General features: G+C 43.2%; 19 protein-coding genes. 9 read left to right on the forward strand and 10 right to left on the reverse strand.

All coding sequences use genetic code 11. The features are described 5' to 3' along the window. The first annotated feature begins 13 nt into the window (after positions 1–13). The 7 genes from M1D81_RS19165 to M1D81_RS19195 all read left to right on the forward strand — a co-directional run bounded on the left by M1D81_RS19165 (position 14) and on the right by M1D81_RS19195 (position 12,710). Positions 14–7,162, forward strand: coding sequence for an amino acid adenylation domain-containing protein (locus M1D81_RS19165; RefSeq protein WP_456265987.1), 7,149 nt, complete (start codon positions 14–16; stop codon positions 7,160–7,162). Positions 7,163–7,182: 20 nt separating this feature from the next. Next, a complete protein-coding gene (locus M1D81_RS19170; RefSeq protein WP_025093680.1) occupies positions 7,183–7,410 on the forward strand; it encodes an MbtH family protein in 228 nt (75 codons plus the stop codon). A gap of 326 nt (positions 7,411–7,736) precedes the next feature. Continuing rightward, positions 7,737–9,362: a helix-turn-helix domain-containing protein gene (locus M1D81_RS19175; RefSeq protein WP_456265986.1), complete on the forward strand. Its 1,626-nt coding sequence runs from the start codon at positions 7,737–7,739 to the stop codon at positions 9,360–9,362. 98 nt (positions 9,363–9,460) lie between these two features. Further along, positions 9,461–10,426, forward strand: coding sequence for an iron-hydroxamate ABC transporter substrate-binding protein (locus tag M1D81_RS19180; RefSeq protein WP_456265985.1), 966 nt, complete (start codon positions 9,461–9,463; stop codon positions 10,424–10,426). A 93-nt stretch (positions 10,427–10,519) separates the two neighbouring features. Beyond that, positions 10,520–11,254, forward strand: coding sequence for an alpha/beta hydrolase (locus M1D81_RS19185; RefSeq protein ID WP_456265984.1), 735 nt, complete (start codon positions 10,520–10,522; stop codon positions 11,252–11,254). A gap of 72 nt (positions 11,255–11,326) precedes the next feature. After that, positions 11,327–11,473: a YycC family protein gene (locus tag M1D81_RS19190; RefSeq protein WP_456265983.1), complete on the forward strand. Its 147-nt coding sequence runs from the start codon at positions 11,327–11,329 to the stop codon at positions 11,471–11,473. 22 nt (positions 11,474–11,495) lie between these two features. Continuing rightward, positions 11,496–12,710 carry a CynX/NimT family MFS transporter gene (locus M1D81_RS19195; protein WP_456265982.1) on the forward strand — a complete coding sequence of 405 codons (1,215 nt, stop codon included), beginning with the start codon at positions 11,496–11,498 and terminating at the stop codon, positions 12,708–12,710. A gap of 39 nt (positions 12,711–12,749) precedes the next feature. Here M1D81_RS19195 and rplI read toward each other — a convergent pair whose 3' ends face one another. The 3 genes from rplI to M1D81_RS19210 are packed head-to-tail and all read right to left on the reverse strand — an operon-like array spanning position 12,750 to position 16,144. Next, the gene (gene rplI, locus M1D81_RS19200; protein ID WP_008359128.1) at positions 12,750–13,199 is read right to left on the reverse strand and encodes a 50S ribosomal protein L9; all 450 of its coding nucleotides are present in this window, start codon (positions 13,197–13,199) and stop codon (positions 12,750–12,752) included. Next, entirely contained in the window at positions 13,196–15,175 is a 1,980-nt protein-coding gene (locus tag M1D81_RS19205) for a DHH family phosphoesterase (protein ID WP_048238316.1), read from the reverse strand. The genes rplI and M1D81_RS19205 overlap by 4 nt, the downstream gene beginning before the upstream one ends. 30 nt (positions 15,176–15,205) lie before the next feature. Further along, positions 15,206–16,144: a YybS family protein gene (locus tag M1D81_RS19210; RefSeq protein WP_456265981.1), complete on the reverse strand. Its 939-nt coding sequence runs from the start codon at positions 16,142–16,144 to the stop codon at positions 15,206–15,208. A gap of 303 nt (positions 16,145–16,447) precedes the next feature. On the opposite strand from M1D81_RS19210, the gene M1D81_RS19215 reads away from it, so the two are divergent. After that, the gene (locus M1D81_RS19215) at positions 16,448–17,374 is read left to right on the forward strand and encodes a manganese-dependent inorganic pyrophosphatase (RefSeq protein ID WP_456265980.1); all 927 of its coding nucleotides are present in this window, start codon (positions 16,448–16,450) and stop codon (positions 17,372–17,374) included. 55 nt (positions 17,375–17,429) lie between these two features. On the opposite strand, the gene M1D81_RS19220 is transcribed toward M1D81_RS19215, so the two are convergent. Then, positions 17,430–18,284, reverse strand: a complete 855-nt coding sequence (locus M1D81_RS19220; RefSeq protein ID WP_456265979.1) for a DUF3298 and DUF4163 domain-containing protein — start codon at positions 18,282–18,284, stop codon at positions 17,430–17,432. After that, positions 18,285–18,779, reverse strand: coding sequence for an RNA polymerase sigma factor (locus M1D81_RS19225; protein ID WP_075612228.1), 495 nt, complete (start codon positions 18,777–18,779; stop codon positions 18,285–18,287). 259 nt (positions 18,780–19,038) lie between these two features. On the opposite strand from M1D81_RS19225, the gene katX reads away from it, so the two are divergent. Next, the gene (gene katX / locus M1D81_RS19230; protein WP_456270907.1) at positions 19,039–20,649 is read left to right on the forward strand and encodes a catalase KatX; all 1,611 of its coding nucleotides are present in this window, start codon (positions 19,039–19,041) and stop codon (positions 20,647–20,649) included. 49 nt (positions 20,650–20,698) lie between these two features. Here the strand turns inward: katX and wrbA are convergent, their stop codons facing one another. From wrbA to M1D81_RS19255, 5 genes are all read right to left on the reverse strand, one after another. Next, entirely contained in the window at positions 20,699–21,313 is a 615-nt protein-coding gene (gene wrbA / locus M1D81_RS19235) for an NAD(P)H:quinone oxidoreductase (RefSeq protein WP_034283654.1), read from the reverse strand. Between the two features lie 72 nt (positions 21,314–21,385). Next, the gene (locus M1D81_RS19240; RefSeq protein ID WP_456265978.1) at positions 21,386–21,994 is read right to left on the reverse strand and encodes an alpha/beta hydrolase; all 609 of its coding nucleotides are present in this window, start codon (positions 21,992–21,994) and stop codon (positions 21,386–21,388) included. After that, positions 21,991–22,962 (reverse strand): ring-cleaving dioxygenase, encoded by a 972-nt coding sequence (locus M1D81_RS19245; RefSeq protein ID WP_456265977.1) that lies wholly within the window; start codon positions 22,960–22,962, stop codon positions 21,991–21,993. Before M1D81_RS19245 ends, M1D81_RS19240 begins: the two co-directional genes overlap by 4 nt. Positions 22,963–23,105: 143 nt before the next feature. After that, positions 23,106–24,671, reverse strand: a complete 1,566-nt coding sequence (opuFB, locus tag M1D81_RS19250; protein WP_456265976.1) for an osmoprotectant update ABC transporter permease/substrate-binding subunit OpuFB — start codon at positions 24,669–24,671, stop codon at positions 23,106–23,108. Beyond that, the gene (locus tag M1D81_RS19255) at positions 24,664–25,629 is read right to left on the reverse strand and encodes an ABC transporter ATP-binding protein (RefSeq protein WP_456265975.1); all 966 of its coding nucleotides are present in this window, start codon (positions 25,627–25,629) and stop codon (positions 24,664–24,666) included. Before M1D81_RS19255 ends, opuFB begins: the two co-directional genes overlap by 8 nt. Between the last annotated feature and the right edge of the window lie 37 nt (positions 25,630–25,666).

The following is a 25,666-nucleotide window of genomic DNA, read 5'->3' on the forward strand; positions in this document are numbered from 1 at the left end:
GAGGTATAGACCCTTGTCGATCCAGTCAGTCGATTCATTCCCACTAACCGGTGCCCAATCAGGCATTTGGTACGCGCAGCAGCTTGATCCAGCTAACCCTATTTTCAATACAGCTGAGTATATAGATATTAAAGGCCCTATTGATCCCATACATTTTGAAGCCGCCATTAGAAAGACTGTCTTAGAAGCAGATTCCTTGTATATGCGCTTCATTGAAGATACTGACGGTCCAAAGCAATGGATGACCTCTAAGAAAGAAATCCCATTTCAATATGTCAATTTACAAAATGAAAAACAGCCGCTTGATGCGGCTAAAGCATGGATGAAGGCAGAACTTTCAACACCAGTCTCTTTAGAGAAAGATGTATTATTCCGTGAAGTACTTTTTCAGCTTGCTGACGACCGATTTATCTGGTATCAGCGCATTCATCACATTGCCATTGATGGATTCGCCTTTTTGCTCATTGCACGTCGTGTTGCTGAGGTCTATTCAGCCTTATCGCAAGGGACACCTGTGCCTCCTCAAACATTTGGAGCCTTACATGACGTAGTTCAAGAGGAGTCCACTTATCGACAGTCCAATCGATATGAAGCTGATCGAGCGTTTTGGAAAAATCGCTTTGCTGATCAACCTGAAATTGTCAGCCTTGCTGAGCTTGCACCAAGAACGTCGGATCATTTTATTCGAAAAATGGCTGGCTTCGATGCCGAAAAGGTAAGCAAAATGAAAAGAAATGCTCAAGCCTTCGGTGGTACGTGGCATGAAATGATCCTTGCAGCATCCGCATTATATATGCATCGTATGACTGGTGCACATGATATTGTTTTAGGGCTTCCTGTGATGATGCGCCTTGGATCGTGCGCCTTACAAACACCCGGAATGGTCATGAACCTGGTACCATTTCGTTTAACATGCAAACCAGAAATGACACTCTCAGCTCTTGTTCGGCAAGTATCTGATGAATTAAAAGCCATTCGCCCTCATCAAAGATATCGTCACGAGGACATGCGGAGAGACTTTAAACTCATCGGAAGAAATCAGCGATTATTTGGCCCACAGATCAATATCATGCCATTTGATTATGATCTCATGTTCGATCAGAGCATTGGTCAAGCACATAACCTTTCAGCAGGACCCGTGGATGATTTATCGATTAACATATACGACCGCGCGGATGGGAACGGATTTCAAATCGACTTTGATGCAAACCCTGCTGTTTACAAAGAGCAAGCAGTTGACGCTCATCAGCAGCGTTTTCTGCAATTGCTGGAGGAAATAACCGGACTAGAGGAAGATCAGACGATCAGTCAATTCAACCTTCTTTTGTCTGAAGAGAAAGAGAACATCCTCAAGCACTGGAATGATACAAAACGAGAATTACCACAGGAATCTTTACGGGAACTATTTGAAAAACAGGTGAGCAAAACACCACAAGCAAAAGCATTACAGTTTGAAGGAATTACTTTGACCTATGAAGAGTTGAATCAGCGGGCTAATCAATTAGCTCATTATTTGAAAAAACATGGCATTGGACCAGAACAATTTGTCGCAATTGCTCTGCCTCGGTCCATCAATATGGTTGTAAGTCTATTAGCCGTCGTCAAAACGGGAGCCGCATATCTGCCACTAGATCCTGATTATCCTAACGATCGTGTCGCCTATATGCTAGAAGATGCCAAACCGGTGTGCTTGCTCACAATTAAAGAGACAGCAGACGGTTTGAACCATCCGCACATCGTTCAACTAGATGATGCAACTGTCCATCAGGAGATAGCAGACAGTCCGCATCTGAATCCGAATTGGAGCGATGGCTCTCCACATCACCCCGCCTACATCCTGTACACATCAGGATCGACAGGCAAACCAAAGGGTGTTGTTGTAACAAAACGAAATGTGATCAACTTTATATTGTCCATGCAAGATTCATTTTTATTAGATCAAAAAGACCAGCTTTTAGCGGTAACGACCATTGCCTTTGATATTTCCGGGCTGGAAATGTTCCTCCCGCTTTTACATGGGGCTGCTATTTTATTGGCAAAAAAAGAAACCATACAAGAACCAGCAAAGCTTTCAGACATGATTCGTTCTCATCATGTCACAATCATGCAGGCAACGCCAACGTTGTGGCATGCGTTGGCAGATGAGTACCCTGACGTGATAACAGGTATGCGTGTTCTTGTTGGAGGAGAAGCACTCCCTGCTTCCCTTTTGCACACATTGCAATCTCTTCAATGCGACATTACTAATTTGTACGGGCCTACAGAAACGACGATCTGGTCTACGATGGAAAATGTCACAGCACACCGGAAGAATAGCGGGCCGGCAATCGGTAAACCCATTTGGAATACGAGCATTTACATTTTAGATGAAGGACTAAACCCAGTCCCAGCAGGATCAATTGGTGAACTTTATATTGCAGGTGAAGGAGTATCCAGAGGATATCTTGGACGATATGATTTAACGGCTGAACGTTTTGTCGCTGATCCATTCAGCACAAAAGGCACGAGAATGTATCGTACCGGTGATTTAGCCAAATGGCGTGAAGATGGTTCGATTGATTATATCAGCCGTGCCGATCATCAAATTAAAATACGCGGCTTCCGTATTGAACTAGGTGAAATCGAAACCGTAATGATGCAGCATCAAGCCATAAAGCATACATCTGTTATCGTTCGTGAGGATCAACCTGGGCAGCAGCTTCTTTGTGCGTATGTTGTGCTGACAGACGGCTCTTCTCTGCACCCTTCAGAGCTCAGGCAGTTTGCGGCTTCATTACTTCCTGACTACATGGTGCCCTCTGCTGTTGTCGTGTTGCCAGAACTCCCACTTACACCAAACGGCAAAATCGACCGCAAAGCATTACCAGCACCAAATATGTCTTTAGTCAGTTCTGAGCGTACACCTAGAACACCACAAGAAGACATGTTATGTAGTTTATTTGCAGAAACCCTTGGCCTATCTCAAATTGGCATAGATGATAGTTTCTTTGACTTAGGAGGACATTCCTTACTCGCCGCTCGCCTGCTTAGACGTATACGCGATACACTTGGTGCAGACCTAAACATGAGTACCCTTTTTGAATCTCCTCGGGTTGCTGAGCTTGCGCAGCACATTGACAAAGCGAAGGACATTCGGCCGCCGCTTCAGGTTGAAGACAAACCAGATGAAATTCCATTATCATTTGCCCAAAAACGGCTCTGGTTCCTTCATTGCCTTGAAGGGCCAAGTCCAACTTACAATATTCCACTTGTCATTCAGCTGACAGGTACACTAGATCAAACAGCTCTCATTGGTGCTTTGGTAGATATCACTGAAAAACACGAAACCCTTAGAACCATTTTTCCAAATAAGAATGGCATGCCAAGACAGGTCATTTTACACCCGAAAAGTGTTCAGCCTGAACTCCATGTCACAGCTTCAAGCGATCAACAAATTGAGAATCAGTTAAACGAAGCCATTCGGTATAGCTTTCAGATTGAAGAAGAACCTGCACTTCGAGCTGAATTATTCACGCTTGATGCAAACCGATCCGTACTGCTTCTATTGCTGCATCACATCGCTGGTGACGGCTGGTCACTTGCACCATTGACACGAGACTTAGCTGCTGCTTACGAAGCCCGTATACAAGGAAAATCCATCTCCTTGCCAGCAGAACCTGTTCAATATGCTGACTATGCTATTTGGCAGCAGAAGCTGTTGGGCAGTGAAGAAGAGACGGATAGTTTATTTGCCAAGCAGCTCAGCTATTGGAAAGGTGCCTTACAGGACCTGCCTGAAGAACTTGAGCTTCCCTATGACTTCCCGCGTCCACAGGAAGGAAGCTTCAACGGTGCGACGATAGACTTTACGATTGAACCCGCTTTACATCAGAACCTCCTTGAGCTTGCAAAGCAGCATCAGGTGAGTTTGTTCATGGTGCTTCAAGCATCTCTTGCAGCATTACTGACACGCCTTGGGGCCGGTACAGATATCCCAATCGGCAGTCCGATTGCTGGACGGAATGATGATGCACTTGACGATATTGTGGGCTTGTTTGTGAACACACTAGTATTACGTACAAATACAGCTGGTAATCCAACCTTTAGTGAGCTATTGAAGCGAGTGCGAGACGTTGACCTAGCAGCCTATGAGCATCAGGATCTGCCATTTGAACGGCTAGTCGAAATCCTAAACCCAACCCGGTCCAGATCAAGAAATCCATTGTTCCAGGTCATGCTAGCCTTCCAAAATACACCGAAGGCGGAAATGAAGCTGACACAGCTTGATTCAGACCTCTACGTGAAACCAGTAGGGTCAGCTAAATTTGATCTGACCATCGAATTAACAGAACAAAGAACGGAAACTGGGTCAGCAGCAGGTTTAACAGGATTGTTTGAATTCAGTACAGATATATTTAAACAAAGCACCATTAGAGCAATCGCTGACAGAATGAAGCGCTTTTTAACAGAGGTAGCTGAGCGCCCACATGTGCCGATTGGTCAAGTGAACATTTTATCAGATAAAGAGCGGCAAACATTTCTCCCTGATAAAAAGACATTCGCTCAGTTAGATCAAGCACATAGTCTCCCGGCCTTATTTGAAAAAACGGCGCAGCAATACCCTGATCGAGTGGCTGTAACGTATGGCAATAGGCAGCTGACCTATGGTGAGTTAAACAACAAAGCCAATTGTCTTGCTCATTTATTAATACAAAGAGGCGTTGGACCAGAACAGTTCGTTGCACTTGCCCTGCCTAGATCAATCGATATGCTCGTAAGCTTATTAGCCGTTCATAAAGCAGGCGCAGCCTATGTTCCGCTTGATCCAGATTACCCAGCAGATAGACTGGCATACATGATACAAGATGCCAAACCCGTTTGCAGCATCACAACAAAAGCAGATGCAGTGCATCTTCCAGCTGACTGCGATTTGATTTTGTTAGACGAAAAGGAAACGAGCGATCAATTGCTGACAATGCCAAATCACAATCCGGCTGATATAGACAGAATTGAGCCGCTATCTTCTCTGCATCCGGCCTATATTATTTATACATCCGGTTCTACAGGGAAACCAAAAGGAGTGGTCATCCCACACCAAAATGTCATCCGTCTTCTGACATCTACTGAACATTGGTTCCAATTTGATGAAGAAGATGTTTGGACAATGTTCCATTCATATGCCTTTGACTTTTCAGTATGGGAAATATGGGGACCACTTTTATATGGCGGCCGGCTTGTCATTGTACCTCATACCATCTCTCGCTCTCCAGAAGAGATGCTGCAGCTTCTAGTCGAGGAAGGTGTGACTGTGCTTAATCAAACACCTTCTGCCTTCTATCAGCTCATGCAGATAGACAAGGAACAACAAACACTAGGCCAAGCATTATCACTCCGCTATGTCATCTTTGGCGGTGAAGCATTAGAGCTTAGCAGATTAGAAGATTGGTACAGCCGTCACTCAGACTGTAAGCCAAAGCTCATTAACATGTACGGCATTACAGAAACCACCGTACACGTTACGTACAATGAACTCAATCGAGATTTGATCACAAAGGACTCCAGCAGTTTAATAGGCGAACCGATTCCTGATTTACATGTGTACGTACTAGATGAATACCTGCAGCCTGTTCCCCCTGGGACGACAGGTGAAATGTATGTAGCTGGAGCTGGCCTTGCAAGAGGTTATCTAGGCAGACCTGACCTGACATCAGATCGATTCCCTGCCGATCCTTATGGCGCACCTGGCACAAGGATGTATCGCACAGGCGACCTTGCGCGCTGGACAGAAGAAGGGGCTCTTGATTACATTGGCAGAGCCGATCATCAAATTAAAATACGCGGCTTCCGCATTGAACTTGGAGAAATCGAAGCCGTTCTGGCACGCCACGATGCAGTTGCACAAGTTGCCGTCATGATGCGAGAGGATCAGCCTGGCGACAAACGCCTAGTCGCCTATATCGTCCCAACTGAAGAAAATCGTTTCGATACAGAGACCCTTCGTCATTTTGCAGCAGCCAGTCTTCCTGATTACATGGTGCCCGCGGCATATGTACAGATTGACGCCATGCCGCTTACAGCAAACGGGAAGCTTGATCAAAAATCACTGCCAGCCCCTCAATTGCATATACAGCAAACGGATGGCCGCGGCCCTAGAAACCCGAAAGAGGAAATCCTATGTCATCTCTTTGAAGAGGTGCTCGATTTGCCTAAAATCAGCATAGACGATCGCTTTTTTGACATTGGCGGGCATTCACTGCTTGCAGTTCGTTTAATCAGCCGCATTCGTGATGCACTTGGTGTCAAACTAAGCATTGGAACATTGTTTGAAGCACCAAATGTGGCAAGTTTGGCAGAGAAACTAGAAACAGGAAGCGATGAAAACGCACTAGACATCTTGCTGCCGCTGCGAACAAATGGAGAAAGATATCCTCTTTTCTGTGTTCACCCAGCAGGTGGTCTGAGCTGGTGCTATGCAGGTCTCTTGAATACATTAGAGAAAGACATCCCTATTTATGGATTACAGGCACGAGGAATCGCAAGAAAAGATGACTACCCGCACACACTAGATGATATGGCTGCGGATTACATCAAGCACATCCAAACGATTCAGCCAAAAGGCCCTTATCATCTTCTTGGCTGGTCACTAGGCGGAAACGTTGTACAGGCAATGGCTACACAGCTCCAGCAGCAAGGTGAAGAAATCGCACTCGTTGCGATGCTGGATGCTTATCCAAACCATTTCTTACCGATTAAAGCAGCACCTGATGAAGAAGAAGCACTAATTGCTCTTCTTGCGCTCGGCGGCTATGATCCAGATACCTTAACAGGTGAGCCGCTCACGATGAAAAGTGCCATCGACATTTTGAAAAAAGATGGCAGTGCACTAGCAAGCTTACGTGAAGATGCCATTAGAAATCTAAAAGAAACCTATGTGAATTCAGTTCGATTGCTCGGAGAATATCAGCCAAAAACTTATCAGGGGGACATATTATTCTTTAGATCTACCATTATCCCAGATTGGTTTACACCAATTGATCCCGAAGCATGGGCACCTTATATCAACGGAACAATTGAACAGCACGACATTCATTGCCGGCACAAAGACATGTGCCAGCCTAAACCCCTAGCAGAAATTGGTGTCATCTTAGACAACGCACTGCATCGGGTCAAACAAAAGCACTAAGAATAAAGGAGAGATGACAAATGACAAATCCCTTTGATCGTGAAGACGGTGTATTTCTTGTGCTGGTCAATGAACAAGGACAGCATTCACTTTGGCCATCATTTGCACCAGTGCCAGATGGATGGGAAAAGGTCTTTGGTGAAGACACTAGAAATGCCTGCATCGATTATATCCAGACACACTGGCAGGACTTGCGGCCATTAAGTTTAACAAAAGAACCAGCGCTAGCTCATGGAAAAACGGAATAAATCATTACACCCTGATCTCACTCTGGGTGCGATGATTGTTGACAAAAGGGCTAAAATGATCTTGATTTTAACCCTTTGTCTTCTTTTCAGCGTGATAGAAAACCTTTGCAGCCCTAGGAAGGGCGAGCACCGGAACGGAGCGAATTTGACATTCGTGAGTACCGGCGCGCAGACCTGCGGGCGAATGCGAGGGTTTGTCTACACGCTGCGCACCCTGATCTCCATCAGGGTGCTTTTTTGACAGAATAAACATCACCATCTTTCAGCTCTTTCTGCTACAATTTAATTGAGAATGTTTATCAACTAAAAAGAGATCAGGTGGTTTTATGGGAAACAATAATCAATTACGTACGTTGGCAAATGCCGAACAATTCATCTACCGATTAACAGATACTGAAAAAATAAATAATGCAGAGCTTCCACATACAGAGCAGCAGCTATCAGATACATTCTGCCTCCTCTTCAGCATAAGCGGCAGCGGTTTACTCACATTGAACGATCAAAAATGGCGATTGAAACATCTGACTCTCTATACGATCATGCCTGGGGAAACATTTATGTTGAAAACAGAGCCTTATCAAAAACACGAGCTCTACCTTTTTCGCTTTCAGCTCTACACGCTGCAAAATCAAAACATAGGAGAAGTATCAACGGAACATGCCCGTTCTTTACTGAATAAATGGCAATTTATCGATATTAGCTCGATTGAACACATTCATTCTTTACTGTCCGATATGACAGAGGAATGGCAAAGACCTGAATCCATTAGCTTTTTTAGAAGCCAAACTCTTTTCCAGCAGCTTATTATGCAGCTTTTTACACTACATAAAGAAGATATTTGTGACACGGCACATGCCCTTTTCAAAACAAAACAATATATCGATCAACATTCCGAAGAACCCCTCAGCCTGACAAGTCTATCTCATATGGCTGGCATCAGCGCCAATCATTACAGCGAGCTATTTAAAAAGCATTTTGATGTGAGTGTCACTGATTATATCACCAAGAAAAGGATGGCCAGAGCCAAACAATTAATGGCAAAAGGCAACGCAAAGCTCAAAGACATTGCACTTGAAATCGGCTATCAAGATCCGTATTACTTCAGCCGCATCTTTAAGAAAAAAACGGGTATGACCCCTTCTACTTATATGAAAAGCCGTCAGCGGAAAATTGCAGCCTATGGCCATTCCATACTCGGCCAGCTCACACCCATTCATATCATCCCATATGCTGCCCCCCTTCATCCTAAATGGACAGCACATGATTTTGAGCATCATGCAGAAGAAATTCCGATTCACCTGAGTGCACATCGGATCAACGAGCACGCTGAAGCCAATTTACAGTTATTAAAGGAAACAAATCCTGAGCTGATCATTGCCAATGATCATGTGACAGAGGAAGAAAAACAAGTGTTAAAAACCATCTGTCCTGTTCACTTTGTTCCATTCACACAATTGGATTGGCGCACTCAATTCAGACAAACGGCTATGATCCTAAACGAAGCGCAAGAAGCAGAAGAATGGTTGATTCATTACGAGGAACTCGTCATTCAAGCGAAAAAGGCATGCCTTTTTGATCATTCACCAAAAACCGTCCTGCCTCTTCGTATCTTTCAAGATCAGCTTTATTTGTCTGTGAATCGCACCATGTCAGAAGTGATTTTTCAAGACATTGGCCTTCTGCCAGCTTTTCAGAATGATGGCCAGCTAATAGAAAAAAAAATCAGCATTCGCTCTATACAACAGCTAGATCCAGACGCCATCTTCCTCTTCCTGCATAAGGAGCCAAAAACCATCGCTTTTTATCAAAAGTTAAAGCAGCAGGAGGCTTGGCAAAATCTCAAGGCTGTGACGAAGCAAGCCGTCTATCCGCTCACTTCTGACCCTTGGCGTGAATACACAGCAGCCAGTCATCAACGAGTCATTCAGGACCTTTTATCTTTTTTTCCGTAAAAAGTCCATCATTTGACAGATCATTGTCTATGGATAAAAGGATAAAAGACTACTACAATCTTTAATTGAGAACAATTATCAGTTAAAGGAGAAAACAAATGAAAAAATGGTTCGCATTGCTTATCCTTTGTATCATGACGGTCACCGCAGCAGGCTGTGGTGCTGCAGAAAATAAACCTGCTTCAAACACAGCCAAAAGCAAGTCAGCTGAAGAAGCAGAAACAAACATCAAATATTTAGATCAAACGTACAAACTCAAAACACCAGTGAAACGAATCGTCATTGCTGGAAGCCTAGAATCAATGGAAGATGCAAAATTACTTGGTATCGAGCCTATTGGTGCTTCTACTGTAGGCGGCACTTTCCCTGAATTATTTCAAGACATCACAGCGAAAACAGAAGGCATCGGTGAAAAAACAGAACCGAACCTAGAGAAAATCTTAAAACTAAAACCAGATGTGATACTCGGATCAACCAAGTTCCCGCCTGCAACAATTAAAAAACTAGATAAAGTTCAAACGACGATCCCAGTATCCCATGTCTCTTCTGACTGGGAAAGCAATCTTTTATTGCTGGCTGAACTGACTGGAAAAAGTGAAGAAGCGAAAAAAATCATAGCTGATTATCAGAAAGATCTCAAACAAGCGAAAGAAACCCTGAAAGACAAAAGCAGCAACAAAACAGCTGTCATTTTGCGCATTAGACAAGGCGACCTGTACGTATATCCTGAAGACGTATACTTCAACTCTACCTTATATGGGGATCTAGGATTTACAGTACCAAGTGATATCAAAAAAGCCAAAGCACAAGCATTGATTTCATTGGAGCGCCTAGGTGAACTCAATCCTGACTATATTTTTGTTCAGTTCTCTAAAGAGGAAAACTCATCGAATCCAAATGCATTGAAGGACTTAGAGAAAAATAAAATTTGGACAAGCCTAAAAGCTGTGAAAAATGGGCACATCAATGAAAATGTCGTTGATCCTATGCTTCAAGGAGGAACAGCACTAAGCAAAACAACCTTCCTTGACAAGGCTGTCAAATGGTTAGATCAAAACAACTAAAAAGATACGTGATCAGATGGTTGACAAAGGGCTAAAATGTTTAGCCCTTTGTCTTCTTTTCAACGTAGTTGAAAACCTTAGGAGAGGATACATATGAACGGAACGTTTCTATATGACGAGCTTAACGGGCGTCAGCTTGATATTTACCTTCCGCAGGACACCTCTGTTGATGTTCCAGCTGTCTTTGTACAAGATGGCTCTTCTTTGTTTAGAACACACCTGCTAGAGATCGAAAGAATGATCGAAACCAAAACCATCTCGCCAATCATCATCGTCGGCATACACCCCTTCAATCGACTTGACGAATATACACCATGGGAGGCGTCTTCACTGCGATCTGGGTTCCCTGACTTTAAAGGCGAGGCACAGACGTATGTGTCATTTTTAGCAAATGACTTGCTCCCATATATCAAAAGAGAATATCCAGTTCAAGAGGCCTGTCATGAACATAGTCACATAGGTGCATCATTAGGCGGGCTGTTTGCTATTTATACCCTATTGATGCACCCTGCCCTTTTTAAAAACATCGCGTCTATCTCTGGGTCATTTTGGTATCATGATTTTTTACCGTTTGCAAAGCAGCAAAGCATTCAGTGTGTGGATCACCTTGTCTATTTGTCTGTAGGCAGTGAAGAAGGGAAAGGAAAAACAACTGTTCAACAGCACATGCCTTTATTCAACAAACAACTGCATGACCTTTTATTACAGAAAGGAATGCAGGAATGGCAGCTGCAATATCACATCGAACAAGGGGAAGGCCATCATCTGAAACAATTTCAAAAAAATTTCTTATCGGCCCTCAAGTGGTTTTATCAAAGAGAACGCTAATTTTTTATCAGCATAACGCAAAGCCGATATGATATATTGGAACGTATAGATTGAAAGAGGAGGAATTTGCGCATGAGACCTTTACAAATCTCAGCCGATACCGCACAAAAGCTTGCTGCATCACTCAATGTACCGTTAGAACAAATTATGCATATGCCGCAGCATATCTTATTAGCTAAATTAGCGGAGCTTGAACAGAAGAAAGATCATTCTTCTTAAAGAAATAAAGGAGTTTACATTCATGGAACAACAACTAGAAAAATCAACATTACAACCTCGCAGTACCGGACAAACCATCCTGCTGATAGCTGGGATTTTGCTCATTGCATTTAATCTGCGGCCTGCCATTACATCCGTTGGCCCTGTGATCGGCGCGATTCGCTCCGATTTACAGCTTTCAAATGGACTGGCGGGTTTTCTTACGACATTACCACTGCTTTCATTCGCATTGCTTTCTCCAATTGCCCCTAAAATCGGAAAACGACTTGGCAATGAACGAACCCTCTGGCTTGGACTTGCTGTCCTTCTCTTTGGGATTGTGATTCGCTCGTTTGGCACCATCACCTTCTTAATGATTGGCACGGCGCTGGTCGGCGTTGGAATTGCGATCTGTAATGTGCTCTTACCGGGGCTTGTGAAGCATAAATTTCCTGCACATGCAGGTTTGATGACAAGTGTATATACGACTTCAATGTCTGTCTTTGCTGCACTTGCATCAGGTGTCAGTGTTCCGCTCAGTCATACGATGCCTGGCGGCTGGAATACATCATTCCTTGTATGGGCTGGACTTGCCCTTCTCGCCATGATGGTTTGGGTGCCGCAGCTTCTTCATCAGAATACAGCGGCCGTCAAAAGCATCTCGCTCACAGAGCAGCCGATATGGCGTTCACGTGTTGCATGGCAGGTGACCTTTTTTATGGGTTTGCAGTCATTCCTTTTCTATAGCAGCATCGCATGGTTTCCTGATATCTTAACATCACATGGAATGAACCTGTCGACAGCTGGCTGGATGCTGTCCATTATGCAGTTTGTTGGGCTGCCATCCACTTTCTTAACGCCCGTTCTTGCAGAAAAATTAAAAACGCAAAGACCGCTTGTCGCCGGCCTTGTCCTTGTGTATTTACTTGGCATGATTGGACTTCTTCTCGGAGGATCAACGCCTATCCTTGTCATCTCCGTTCTATTGATCGGCATTGGACAAGGGGCCAGTATCAGTCTTGCCCTCACATTCATTGGATTACGTACAACCAATATGGAACAAGCAGCTGCCCTCTCTGGAATGGCGCAGTCTCTCGGTTATTTATTAGCTGCTGTTGGGCCGTTCATGATTGGAATCCTTTTTGATTCCACACATACATGGACACCCGCGATTATCATCTTTATTGTCATCCTATTTTTCATGTTTTTATCCGGTATGCGTGCCGGACGCAGCGTCTATATTTCAGATCCTTCATAAAAAAGAACCCGCCTCCTCGTGAGACGGGTTCTTTTCTGCTTATGCCTGCTCTGTCACATGTACCTTTAACGTTGCTTGTACCTCTGGATGAAGCTTTACCGGTACATTTGTATAACCTAACGCACGGATGGCGTCATTCAGCTCGATTTTGCGCTTATCGAGTTTAATTTGATGATCTTTTTGCAATTTATCAGCGATTTGTTTGCTTGTAATTGAGCCAAACAAACGGCCGCCTTCACCTGATTTTGCAGTGAGTTCCACTGTTAACGCCTCAAGTGTTTCTTTTAATTGTTTTGCTTGTTCAAGCTCTTGGATGGCATTCTTTTTCTCTTTGTTTTTCTGCCCTTCCAATGCGCTTAGGTTCGTTGGAGTTGCTTCAACAGCTAACCCTTGTTTGATGAGAAAGTTGTGAGCGTATCCGTCAGCTACATTCTTGACTTCGCCTTTTTTCCCTTTGCCTTTTACGTCTTTTAGAAAGATGACTTTCATCTTTGAACCCCTCCTTCGAAATATTCGTCTATGGCAGCCTTTAACTTCCCTACCGCTTCTTCAATGGTTATACCATAAATCTGGGTAGCAGCGTTAGTCAAATGGCCGCCGCCGTCTAATGCTTCCATAATAATTTGAACGTTGATATCCCCTAATGATCTAGCACTAATACATACTGTGTCGTCATCTCGTCTAGCGACAGCAAATGACGCTTCTACCTCACTCATTGACAACAGGGAATCCGCTGTCTGGGCAATCGTAATTTGATCATAATACTCCGACCTGTCAGATGGCAATGAAGCGATAGCCACCTGATTTTGATACAGCTCTGTATGCTGAATGAGTTTTGCTCGTTTGATGTAATGATCGACTGTCTCTTTTAAGAACTTTTGCACAAGGACAGGATCTGCTCCCTTTGCTCGAAGATAGGATGCTGCATCGAACGTTCTTGACCCCGTTCTCAGAGAGAAACTCTTCGTATCAACAATGATCCCAGCTAGAAGTGCAGTCGCCTCAATCATGTTAATCCGCAATTTCTTCGGCTGATACTCTAAAAGCTCTGTCACAAGCTCTGCTGTAGATGAAGCATACGGCTCCATATAAACAAGTAAAGGATCACGGATAAATTCCTCGCCGCGTCTATGATGGTCAATAACCACGACATTTTCAATCTTATTCAGCAGTCGTTCCTCCATGACGAGAGACGGTTTATGTGTATCCACGACCACAAGCAATGTGTCATCCTTCGCAAGCTCCATTGCTTCCTCTGGGGTGATAAAACGTGACCAAAGCTCTTCATAATTTTTAATTTCACTAATTAAGCGTTGAACACTGTCGCCAATCTGGTTGGCATCAATGACAATATAGCCTTCTTTTCCATTGGCCTGTGCGACCTTTAAAATCCCAATGGATGCACCGATCGAGTCCATGTCTGGGAACTTATGCCCCATGATCATGACATTACCGCTTTCAGATACAATTTCTTTTAAAGCATGAGAAATGACCCGTGCGCGTACGCGTGTCCGTTTCTCCATTGGGTTCGTTTTTCCACCATAGAATTTTACTTTTCCATTCGGCTGTTTAATGGCGACCTGATCCCCGCCTCGTCCGAGGGCAAGGTCAAGACTCGACTGTGCAAGTGCTCCAAGCTCTTTCAAAGAAGGAACGGACGCACCGATCCCGATACTCAGAGTGAGCGTCGCACTATGTGCCCCTGTTTTCTCACGGACCTCGTCTAAAATAGAGAATTTCGACGCTTCAAGCTCAGCTAAAATACTCTCATTGAGAACCGCCATAAATCGTTCAGACGAAATTCTCTTCAGGAAAATACCGTATTCTTGTGCCCAATTGTTGAGCAAAGACGTCACTTCACTATTAATCGCGCTGCGCACTTGATCATCAAGTCCCTGCGTGACATCGTCGTAGTTGTCTAAAAAGATATAAGATAACACCGTTCGTTCATTTTCGTACTGTCGTTCAATCTGCACCTGTTCCGTGACATCAAAGAAATATAAAAGGCGCTCTGACCGTTTAATAATGACTTTGAATTTCCGGTCATTCAGCGTCACATTTTCGGTCTCGACCTCTTGTTTAATAAGAGGCACAATGGACTCGAATGTATCGTACAAGGATCTGCCGACAAGTGTGCTTTCATGAAAGCATGAAGCGAGAAACGGATTCGTCCATTCGATATAATACTGGTCATTAAACAGCATAATACCAATTGGCATCTCCATTAATGCTTCTTCTCCAACCTTTTTGACTCGATAGGATAATGTTGAAATATATGAATCAATCTCTTTCTGCACTTGCGTATCTGCCCACTTTAAGAAGTAGAGCACACCTGCAAGGACGAAAAGACCAACTGCTCCTATGATCCAATTAAAATAAAGGTTGAGGAGGACTGTGATCACCGCAAGAACAATTAACGCGAAGATCGGATACTTGATGACAGGTTTTCTATAGAAGCTTGGCACTGATATCAACTCCTCAACATTCAGAGTGAATTATTTGTTTTTTACTTTTTCTCTTAAATCAAAGCCTATGTCAGCAATCCCTATAATTCGCACAATCACACCGATCGGCGGAAAGAAAACCGTTAACACGACAGCGAAAATGGGTACCGCTTTTGAGATGTTTTTTTCGTGGCAATAATAGAAGAGAAAAGAAAATCCCTGAATAAGCACCAGTATAAATAAAATTTTAAACGCACTCGATTGAACGAGCCATAAAAAGCTGCCTTTTTCCGTCTGAATCAGCATCAAAAGCAATGTGAGTAAATAATACCATACCATGCTTTTTGGCAGCCGCATATCCTTAAATTTCTTCAAGGACGGCATGTCTGAAACAAACCGTTTGAGCAAAGGCCGCATGAACCAATGATTCACAAAAGCCAGCAGCGTGACCAAAATCAATAACGCTACAGGTAAAGCACTTAATGCCGTATCCTGCAACTCTCTGAACTGATTCAGCTGCTTCGCAATGTCCTTCTCAGACACGCCGGATTGCTTTAAAGTACTCTCTACCATCGGCATCATTTGCTCAATCGACTCTTTCGCAATATTCATGATATCGATTTGAAAGAGCTGAACACTGACAACAAAGGATATGAGAATACTGAATAAATAAATTAGCGCACCTGTAATGATGGCATTCCCAGGCTGCCTTCTGCTGTAGAAAACACCCATGCCTAATCCGGCAGCAATCAATATTGGTGCAGTCATAAGACCATTTATAGACCCAATTAAAAAGCTGATCACTATGCCAATAGCGCCAGCAGCAATTCCTTTTTTCAAGCCGTGTCTAATTGTATAGAGGATGATCGGAATCGGAGCAGCTAGAAAGAAAATAATGGATAATAGCGGCACATACAGATAAAACAACGTCATGACTGCGAAAATACTGATCATGATTGCGCCCTCTACTAACGCTTTTGTTTGTTTCACACCTTCACCTCTATCCAATCCTTTTGTTTATATCTTGCTCAATGTGTACTTCTATGTATACGTATGATGTCAGCTCCATCATGTCTTGCCCCAACCTTTATTTTACCATAGCGGTAAATCTCAAGTAAAATACAGGCTGTTCTGGGAGCGTTTCACGTGGAACACCGATATGGAATGGCACATGCAAGTTTTCAAACAGCATGTTACAATTTTTTAGATTATTCTTAGCTATAAACCCTGAATTCAAGGTCAAAAGCTGTTAGAATAGAAACATCATCAATAAATGTAAGAAGGAGAATTCACATGGGAAAAACACTCGTATTCGGACACAAAAATCCTGACACAGACACGATTTGTTCTGCTATTGCTTACGCTCATCTAAAAAACAAAATCGGCGTTCAGGCAGAAGCCGTCAGACTTGGAGAAATCAATGGAGAAACACAATACGCATTAGATTTCTTTAAACAAGAAGCACCTCGTTTCATTGAAACGGCTGCAAATGAAACAAAGCAAGTTATTCTTGTCGATCATAACGAATTTCAGCAAAGTGTAAGCGACATTGATCAAGTACAAGTAACTGAGGTCATTGACCATCACCGTATTGCCAACTTTGAAACAAGTGAACCTCTTTACTATCGTGCTGAGCCTGTAGGCTGTACAGCAACGATCTTAAACAAAATGTATAAAGAAAACCAAGTGACGATTGAAAAGGAAATCGCTGGTTTGCTTTTATCTGCGATCATTTCTGATTCCTTACTATTCAAATCCCCAACATGCACACAGCAAGATATCGATGCTGCACATGAGCTTGCAAAAATCGCAGGGGTAGATCCAGAAGTTTACGGCCTAGACATGCTCAAAGCCGGCGCTGATCTAAGCCAAAAAACGGTTCAAGAATTAATTACACTTGATGCAAAAGAATTCGCACTAGGCAAAAGCAAAGTGGAAATTGCACAAGTCAATACAGTAGATATCGCGGAAGTGACAGCAAGACAGGCTGACATTGAAGCGAAAATCAATGAAGTCATTGCAGCAAAAGGTCTTGACCTATTTGTTCTAGTCATCACAGATATTTTAGAAAATGACTCCCTTGCTCTTGCAATCGGTGCAGAAGCAGCAAAAGTAGAAAAAGCATTTAACGTCACGCTTGAAAACAACACAGCTTTACTAAAAGGTGTTGTATCAAGAAAGAAACAAGTCGTACCTGCACTGACAGACGCACTTTCTTAATAAAACACGACAAGACTGCTGAATCATTCAGCAGTCTTTTTTGTCTGTCTTCTTTTTAATGAATGTACGTATCACTAACGAGAATATCCTTTAGCACGCTTGTTGGAATCGTGAATTCAACAACACCCATGTAGCCAGGCGCCACAGCACCTTCATTAAAGGAAATCACAAGTTTTCCTTTTGAATTGATATAGAAGTTTTGATCCGGCTTCATTTTCTTAAATGGATCTGTTTCTTCCTTGCCAATCCAATACATTTTGTCTGAATCCTCTTTCATCTGTTTCTTCATTTGTTCTTTAATATTTTCACTAATCACATCAATATAACGATCATCTTTAAACAGGCTTGGTAATGTAATGAGGACATGGTTTTTCTTATCAACCGTATCATACGTCATTTCCTCTGCCGCAGAAGCCTGAGTCGTCACCTTGTATCGGCCTAGTGAAAGGATTTGATCAGTGTTCGTTTTCACTTCATAACCGCTCTCAACACTTAAATGACCATTTTTATAACCCTTTGTTTCCTTTTCAAAATCTTGATACAGTTTTTTGTTTTCAGCTAAATATTTTTGATTCAGGCTGTCTTGTAATGACTTGTCCCCAAGTCCTGAAACGTGTGGTGTTTTAAGATCAATATTTGTTCCTTGATCGCTCTTTTTAAATTCTGTAAACGTTACGACTTTCACCAGATCGCCAATGACAGGCACCTCTGAAATCGCTCTTGCTGCCTGTGGACTGACATTAACAGTTGTAACAAAAAGAGCAGCAGCCGCAACAAGTCCGAGGGTCCATTGCTGAAAATGAGGTTTTTTATTTTTTCTTTTTAACGTTCGTTCAACCATCGCATCATATTCCGGTGGAATAGGGATTTCTAAATATTCTTCTTTTAAATGCTCCAAATACTTATCCATTTAAACTTCCTCCTGTGATAATTCTACTTTTAAAAGCCGCAGCGCCTTATATAATCTTGTTTTAATAGTGTTTTCATTTTCATCGAGAATCTGGGCGATATCCTCTAGTTTTAAATCTTCAAAGAATCTCAAAATAATGATGACTCGATACATCTCAGGCAAATCCTCTATAGCCCGTTTGACATCTTGATCCTCGTATACATCTGATTCGCCCTGTGATAAGAATTCAAGCGTATCATCATCTGTCACCTGCACCCGCTTTTTCTTTCGTAAAAAGTCTAGGGCAGTGTTCACCACGATCTTATAAAACCAGCTATGCATCTTGCTCGCATCCTCTAATCGGTGAACAGATTTGAGTGCTTTATGAATGGCGTCCTGAACAACATCCATAGCATCTTCTGGGTTTTTGACATAACTATAGGACAACCGGTAAAAACTGTGTTTATGCTCCATGACGTAATCCGCAAATTGATCATCTATTTTTCGTTTCTTCATTTTACAAAGAGCTCCTTTATCTTAAATGCGCATTTGTTATTTCTTACATTGGATAGACGCGCACCTTTTGGAAATAGTTTGCGCTCGGTCATTTATTTAACATGTCATCACATTTACGTTTCTATACAAAAAGAGCGAACCTGATGGGTTCACTCTTTCCAAGCGGATAGTGTTTGATGGACAAACTGTTTTAAAAGTTTCAATCATTATATCAATCCTTGTATGAAATAGGGAGCAACATGACCATATTGTTAGGGAGATATTAAAGGAGGGATTTGAATTGAAAGAAGATCAACAGCCTAAACCATCTTCAGAGTCAGAAGAAACCTTAACGAATCGGCAAGGTCATCCCGTAACAGATAATCAAAATATGAGAACTGTTGGGAATAGAGGACCAACTACGCTTGAAAACTACGATTTCCTAGAAAAAATCAGTCATTTTGATCGTGAACGCATCCCTGAACGTGTTGTACATGCACGCGGTGCCGGAGCTCACGGTTATTTTGAAGCATACGGCACATTCGGGGATGAACCCATCTCCACCTATACGAGGGCAAAATTGTTTCAGGAAAAAGGGAAAAAGACGCCTGTTTTCGTTCGTTTTTCTTCTGTGATTCACGGCGGTCATTCGCCAGAAACATTACGTGATCCGAGAGGGTTTGCGATTAAATTTTATACAGAGGAAGGCAACTGGGATCTCGTAGGGAACAACCTGAAAATTTTCTTTATCCGAGATGCTTTAAAGTTCCCTGATTTGGTTCATGCCTTTAAGCCTGATCCTGTCACCAATCGTCAGGACGGCGAGCGTATTTTTGATTTTGTCTCACAATCACCTGAGGCGACGCATATGGTGACATTTCTCTTTTCACCATGGGGCATCCCAGCTACATACCGGCACATGCAAGGCTCAGGTGTCCATGCGTACAAATGGGTCAACCATGAAGGAAAAGCGGTGCTGGTTAAATATCATTTTGAACCGAAACAAGGCATTCGCAACCTGACCCAAGAACAGGCGCAAGCGATCCAGGGAGAAAATTTTAACCATGCCACACAGGATTTATATGAAGCGATTGAGCAAGGAGATTATCCTGAATGGGAGGTATATGCACAGATCATGGAAGATGATGTCCACCCTCACCTCGACTTTGACCCGCTAGACCCGACAAAGCTTTGGTACAAGGATGACTATCCATGGAAACCAATCGGACGGATGGTATTAAACAAAAATCCAGAAAACTATTTCGCAGAAGTCGAGCAGGTTGCCTTTGGGACTGGCGTACTCGTAGACGGTTTAGATTTCTCAGATGATAAATTGCTTCAAGGCCGTACCTTCTCCTACTCTGACACGCAGCGATATCGTGTAGGGCCAAACTATTTACAGCTGCCGATCAATGCACCGAAAAAGCATGTCGCCACCAATCAGAGAGACGGTCAAATGGAATACCATGTCGATCAAGGCAAAGGCCAAAATCCCCATGTGAATTATGAGCCATCGATCCTCGGAGGATTAAAAGAAGCCAAACAGGATGGAAAGGATCATACGCCTTTTGTAGAAGGTGAAGTCAAACGAGAAGCCATTGACCGCCCAAACAACTTTGGACAAGCGGGAGAAACATATCGCCGTTTTAATGATTGGGAGCGTGAGGAACTGATTAAGAACTTAGTCAACACCCTTGCGACATGTCAAAAGGACATTCAAGACCAAATGATTGAAAACTTTACAAAAGCAGACCCTGATTACGGAAAGCGTGTTGCTGACGGCTTAAAAGCCTTTAAACAAGAGCAGCCAAGCGGACCTATCGGCTCTACAGGCGCTGCTCAAGCCGTGGACGAAGCCATCAACAACAGCACACCATCAGATCCTTATTAATGAAAAAAAGAATGCAGCGGCGAGGCTGCATTCTTTTTGTATACATCTATTAAGCGTTTTGACCTTTTTTGATCCATTCAGCCACATTGACTGTACGTTTTGCCTGATGTTTCACAGCTGCTTCTGCATCCTCTTGGATTTTTCCATTTTGGTCAACAGTGACACTTACGCCATAAGGGTTGCCCCCTGCACCGTATAAGGAATCATCTGTGTATCCAGGAGCGGCAATAATGGCTCCCCAGTGGAACATCGTCGTATATAAGCTGAGAACCGTCTGCTCCTGTCCGCCATTTGCGTTTTGAGCTGAAGTCATCGCGCTGACTGCTTTGTTTGCCAATTTACCTTGGAACCACAAACCGCCTGTTGTATCTAAGAACTGCTTCATTTGAGCTGGCAGGTTACCGAAACGTGTCGGCATGCTAAAGATGATGGCATCTGCCCACTCTAAATCACTTAATTGAACCTCTGGCACATCCTTTGTTTCGTCTAAATGTGCTTTCCATGCTGGATTTGAAGCGACAACTGCTTCTGGTGCCAATTCAGCAACCTTTAATACTTTGACCTCTGCGCCAGCTTCTTTTGCTCCAGCTTCAGCCCATTTCGCCATCTGATAGTTTGTACCTGTTGAACTATAATAAATAATCGCTAATTTTACGTTTTCCATTTGTTCCAGCTCCTTTTGTTTGTTTTGCCCAAAAAGCTTCTGTAAAAATCCCACCTGTATTCCCCACCTTATTTAAAATTGACGACGATACCATAAAGCCGCAGCATCGACTTCTTCTCTCGTTAGCTGATGTCCGCGATTTTCCCAATGAAGTGTAACCGATGCGCCTGCCCCCTGGAGCAATTGCTCCAGCTCCTGTGATTCCTCTGGACGGCACATTGGGTCATTTTCACCAGCTGCTATAAAGACTTGTTTCCCCGCTAATGAAGGCAATGAAACCCCGTGTCTTGGAACCATTGGATGATGCAGGATAGCTCCTTTTAAAGCATCCCCATAATGGAATAACAAGCTTCCAGCAATGTTTGCCCCATTGGAATATCCGATAGCCACCACATTGTGACGATCAAATCCGTATTCATCAGCTGCTTCGCCGATAAATGTATATAGTTCCTCTGTACGCTCAATCAAATCCTGCTCATCAAATACACCCTCTGCCAAACGTCTGAAAAAACGCGGCATGCCGTTTTCTAATACATTCCCTCTCACACTAAGAACAGATGCATCAGAATCTACTATCTGTGCAAGCGGCAATAAATCTTCTTCCGTCCCGCCAGTTCCATGCAATAATAACAGGACAGGTCTTTGTTCATTCTTTCCTTTTCGAAAAAGATGCTTCATCATGAATCTCCTTTCCCTTTAACTTCTCTCACTTCAATTGGCAGTACAATTTGTTCAATCTGACTGCGCTGTGCCTCATATTGCGCTGGCAGTTTCAATGCTTCACCCATTGTTTCCACTGATTCGTCGTGTGCAAACCCTGGAGGATCAGTAGCAATCTCAAATAATATGCCGCCAAGCTCTCTAAAATAAATAGCATTAAAATAATTTCGATCTTGCACAGGTGTCACTTGATACCCGCTTTGTGCAATATGTCTCTGCCAATCTAATTGATCCTGATCATCTGTTGCTCTCCATGCAATATGGTGCACAACTCCAACACCCATACGTCCTCGTGGAACAGGTGTGATGTTCACATCAATGACATTGCCTATTTCACCGAACGAACGGAATCTCACATAGTATCCTTCTTCTCCGACTCGTTCAAGTCCCATCGTTTGTTCTAGCAGCTGCATTGTTTGCTCCGGCTGCGAAGTTAATAAAACAGCTCCGCCAAATCCTTTAATCGCTACATCTGGTGTGACACCATTAAATGTCCACTCGTTTTGCTTTCCTTCCTCACGCTCTACTAGCTCAATCAATAAGCCGTGTGGATCTTCAAATGAGAGAAAAGCTTCCCCAAAACGTTCAACCATTTCATAAGAGACATTAAACTGCTCAAGACGATCCTTCCAGAAAGAAAAAGCGCCTGTCGGTACGACATATGTCGTCACGCCCACTTGCCCTGCACCAATTTGACCTTTTTGTGCCCCCGGCCAAGGGAAAAACGTAATAATGGTCCCTGGAGAGCCGCCTTCATTTCCAAAATATAAATGGTATGTGCCCGGATCATCAAAATTCACGGTTTTCTTCACGAGCCGAAGTCCTAAAACACCTGCATAAAAATCAACGTTCTCCTGAGGATGACCGACAATAGCTGTAATATGGTGAATTCCTTCTGTTTTTTTCACTTCTAATGACCTCCTAATCATGAAGTAATAAGCCTCTATTCATTATGTCTTTACTGACGTCTTTATATTATCTCGAATTCGAGATATTAGATCAAAAAAATATATTTATCTCGAATTAAGGATATGATGTTTTTAAATAAATGTCAATGATTTTTGTTTTTCTTTTAAAAAAGCAGAGCTGTTTTGCATGAAACAGCTCTGCTTTCCCTTGATGATTGCAGCAATTTTTTCTTTTTTAAATAGGCCTTCGCTACCTGAAATGCATCCTTCTCCTTCACATTGACTTCATAATTCATTTCTCTCATCTCATCGTCTGTGATTTGACCCGCAAGCTTATTGAGAGAGGTCTCAATCTCAGGGAATTCAGTTAATGTCTCCTGCCTGAGCAGCGGTGCTCCTTGATATGGCGGGAAAACATGCTGATCATCATGAAGCACCTTTAATTTGTATTGTCTCAATTCACTGTCTGTCGAATACGCATCGACTAAATTGATATCTCCTTTTTGAATCGCTCGATACCGTAGCTTCGGCTCCATCGTTACAACATCGTCAAAGGAAAATTGATAGGCTTTTTGAATGCCTCGATACCCATCCTGACGATCAGAAAACTCTAAGGTGAATCCAGCTTTTATGCGGTTTTTGATCTTACCTAGATCTGAAATGTTGGACACTTCATATTGATCAGCCAGTGACTGCGGCACGGCTAAAGCATACGTATTGTTGTATGCCATGGGCTCAAGAAAGCGGAGCTGAAAGGACGATTCCAATCCACGCCGCGCTTGCTCATACACTTTTCTTTTATCTGTGCTTTTTGCTGTTTCTTTGAGGAATTCAGAAATCGCTGTACCCGTAAACTCAGGATAAATATCGATATCACCAGAGCGTAAAGCCTGGAAAACAAAGGACGTCTTACCAAGACCAGGCTTCAGGTTCACTTGAATATCGGTATCCTGTTCAATTAAAAGCTTATACATCGAGATCAAAATCTCAGGCTCTGATCCTAACTTTCCGCCAATGGTGATTTCTTTCTTTTCTTGCTGAAACAGCGAGGGGGCAGCGACAACTGCTCCTGCAATCAGAGCAAAAACAGTCACAGAGATCACAGTCTTTTTAAAGGAAATTTTCTCAAAGGTACGCAGCACCACATCAAATAATAGAGCGAGTAAAGCAGCTGGTATCGCACCAATGACAATAAGAGACATATCATTTCGATCAATTCCCAGCAAGATTAAGCTTCCTAATCCCCCAGCCCCGATCAGTGCTGCCAGAGTGGCGGTCCCCACAATGAGTACCATCCCGGTTCGGATACCCGCCATGATGACTGGCATGGCAAGAGGAAGCTCCACCTTTAATAACCGTTTACGATGATTCATCCCCATAGCAAGCGCCGCTTCTTTCAGAGAAGGATCAACCTCCTGAATGCCTGTATATGTATTTCTTAAAATAGGGAGTAGGGCATAGACCACAAGCGCAATAATCGCAGGTACTTGCCCAATCCCCACGAGAGGAATCAACAAGCCAAGAAGGGCAAGCGACGGAATCGTTTGCAAGACAGCCGTCACCCCGATGACCCACTCCGCTAGCTTTGGAACCCTCGTTAAATAGATACCTAATGGAATAGCAATCAAAATCGCTAAAAATAAAGCAATAAAAGAAATTTGAATATGCTCAAGTAAGGCGTGTCCCAATTGTTCTTTGCGTTCCCATAACACACGGGTCCAATCATTCATGTGACTCGCCCCTCTCTTTAGGAGAATCAGCTAAATACTGAATCACTGCTTGACGATTCACTAGTCCAATCCGCTCTCCATTCTTTTCAACAGCCAATTCCTCGTGCTTTGCCAATTGAGACAAGACTTCATCCAGCGGGGCATCTGCTGAGACCGCCTCATAGGGTAAAAGAGCTTCGCGGGCTATCGGTTGTGCCAAGGTTTCCAGCTCAAAAGCTTGATGTCCCACATGACGGGCAGCCCCTGAAACAAACTCCTGTACAAAGGCATTGGCTGGATGTTGAACCAACTCCTCAGGACGTCCGATCTGCACTACTTTTCCTTCATTCATCACACAAATCCGATCACCCAGCTTCATAGCTTCCTGCATATCATGCGTCACAAAAACAATAGTTTTTTGTATACGGCGCTGCAAATCAAGCAGATCATCCTGCAATTTCTCCCTCGTTAGTGGATCTAACGCACTAAAAGGTTCATCCATCAGGACGATCTCAGGATCAGCTGCAAGTGCACGTGCCACACCGACTCGCTGCTGCTGTCCACCAGAGAACTCTGCTGGCTTTCGATGCCGATACATAGCTGGATCAAGCCCGACCATCAACATGAGTTCATCGACACGCTGATTGGTCTCATTCCGGCTCCATTGTTTAAGCTCTGGCACCACAGCAATATTTTCTTCTATGGTCATATGAGGAAAAAGCGCAATTTGCTGCAAAACATAACCGATATCCCAGCGCAGCTCATACATATCATAATCACTTATTTTTTGACCCTTTATGTAAATCTCACCTTCTGTAGAAGAAATGAGGCGATTGATCATTTTCAATGTCGTCGTTTTCCCGCTGCCACTAGGTCCAATCAATACAAAAAACTCACCTTTCTGAATCTCCAAATCAACGGATTGAACGGCATAGCGCTCATCAGAAAATTGCATCGATACCTTTTTAAATTCAATCATCTTCCCACGCCCTGACTGCAATTATTTTCTAGACTAT

Source organism: Bacillus sp. JZ105 (genome assembly GCF_053903125.1).

What these genes read in the sequence shown, in the direction of transcription:
- M1D81_RS19170 (WP_025093680.1), top strand. Translation starts at nt 7,183, where the DNA reads ATGACAAATCCCTTTGATCGTGAAGACGGTGTATTTCTTGTGCTGGTC.
- M1D81_RS19175 (WP_456265986.1), top strand. Translation starts at nt 7,737, where the DNA reads ATGGGAAACAATAATCAATTACGTACGTTGGCAAATGCCGAACAATTC.
- M1D81_RS19180 (WP_456265985.1), top strand. Translation starts at nt 9,461, where the DNA reads ATGAAAAAATGGTTCGCATTGCTTATCCTTTGTATCATGACGGTCACC.
- M1D81_RS19185 (WP_456265984.1), top strand. Translation starts at nt 10,520, where the DNA reads ATGAACGGAACGTTTCTATATGACGAGCTTAACGGGCGTCAGCTTGAT.
- M1D81_RS19190 (WP_456265983.1), top strand. Translation starts at nt 11,327, where the DNA reads ATGAGACCTTTACAAATCTCAGCCGATACCGCACAAAAGCTTGCTGCA.
- M1D81_RS19195 (WP_456265982.1), top strand. Translation starts at nt 11,496, where the DNA reads ATGGAACAACAACTAGAAAAATCAACATTACAACCTCGCAGTACCGGA.
- rplI (WP_008359128.1), bottom strand. Translation starts at nt 13,199, where the DNA reads ATGAAAGTCATCTTTCTAAAAGACGTAAAAGGCAAAGGGAAAAAAGGC.
- M1D81_RS19215 (WP_456265980.1), top strand. Translation starts at nt 16,448, where the DNA reads ATGGGAAAAACACTCGTATTCGGACACAAAAATCCTGACACAGACACG.
- M1D81_RS19220 (WP_456265979.1), bottom strand. Translation starts at nt 18,284, where the DNA reads ATGGATAAGTATTTGGAGCATTTAAAAGAAGAATATTTAGAAATCCCT.
- M1D81_RS19225 (WP_075612228.1), bottom strand. Translation starts at nt 18,779, where the DNA reads ATGAAGAAACGAAAAATAGATGATCAATTTGCGGATTACGTCATGGAG.
- wrbA (WP_034283654.1), bottom strand. Translation starts at nt 21,313, where the DNA reads ATGGAAAACGTAAAATTAGCGATTATTTATTATAGTTCAACAGGTACA.
- M1D81_RS19240 (WP_456265978.1), bottom strand. Translation starts at nt 21,994, where the DNA reads ATGATGAAGCATCTTTTTCGAAAAGGAAAGAATGAACAAAGACCTGTC.
- M1D81_RS19245 (WP_456265977.1), bottom strand. Translation starts at nt 22,962, where the DNA reads ATGATTAGGAGGTCATTAGAAGTGAAAAAAACAGAAGGAATTCACCAT.
- opuFB (WP_456265976.1), bottom strand. Translation starts at nt 24,671, where the DNA reads ATGAATGATTGGACCCGTGTGTTATGGGAACGCAAAGAACAATTGGGA.
- M1D81_RS19255 (WP_456265975.1), bottom strand. Translation starts at nt 25,629, where the DNA reads ATGATTGAATTTAAAAAGGTATCGATGCAATTTTCTGATGAGCGCTAT.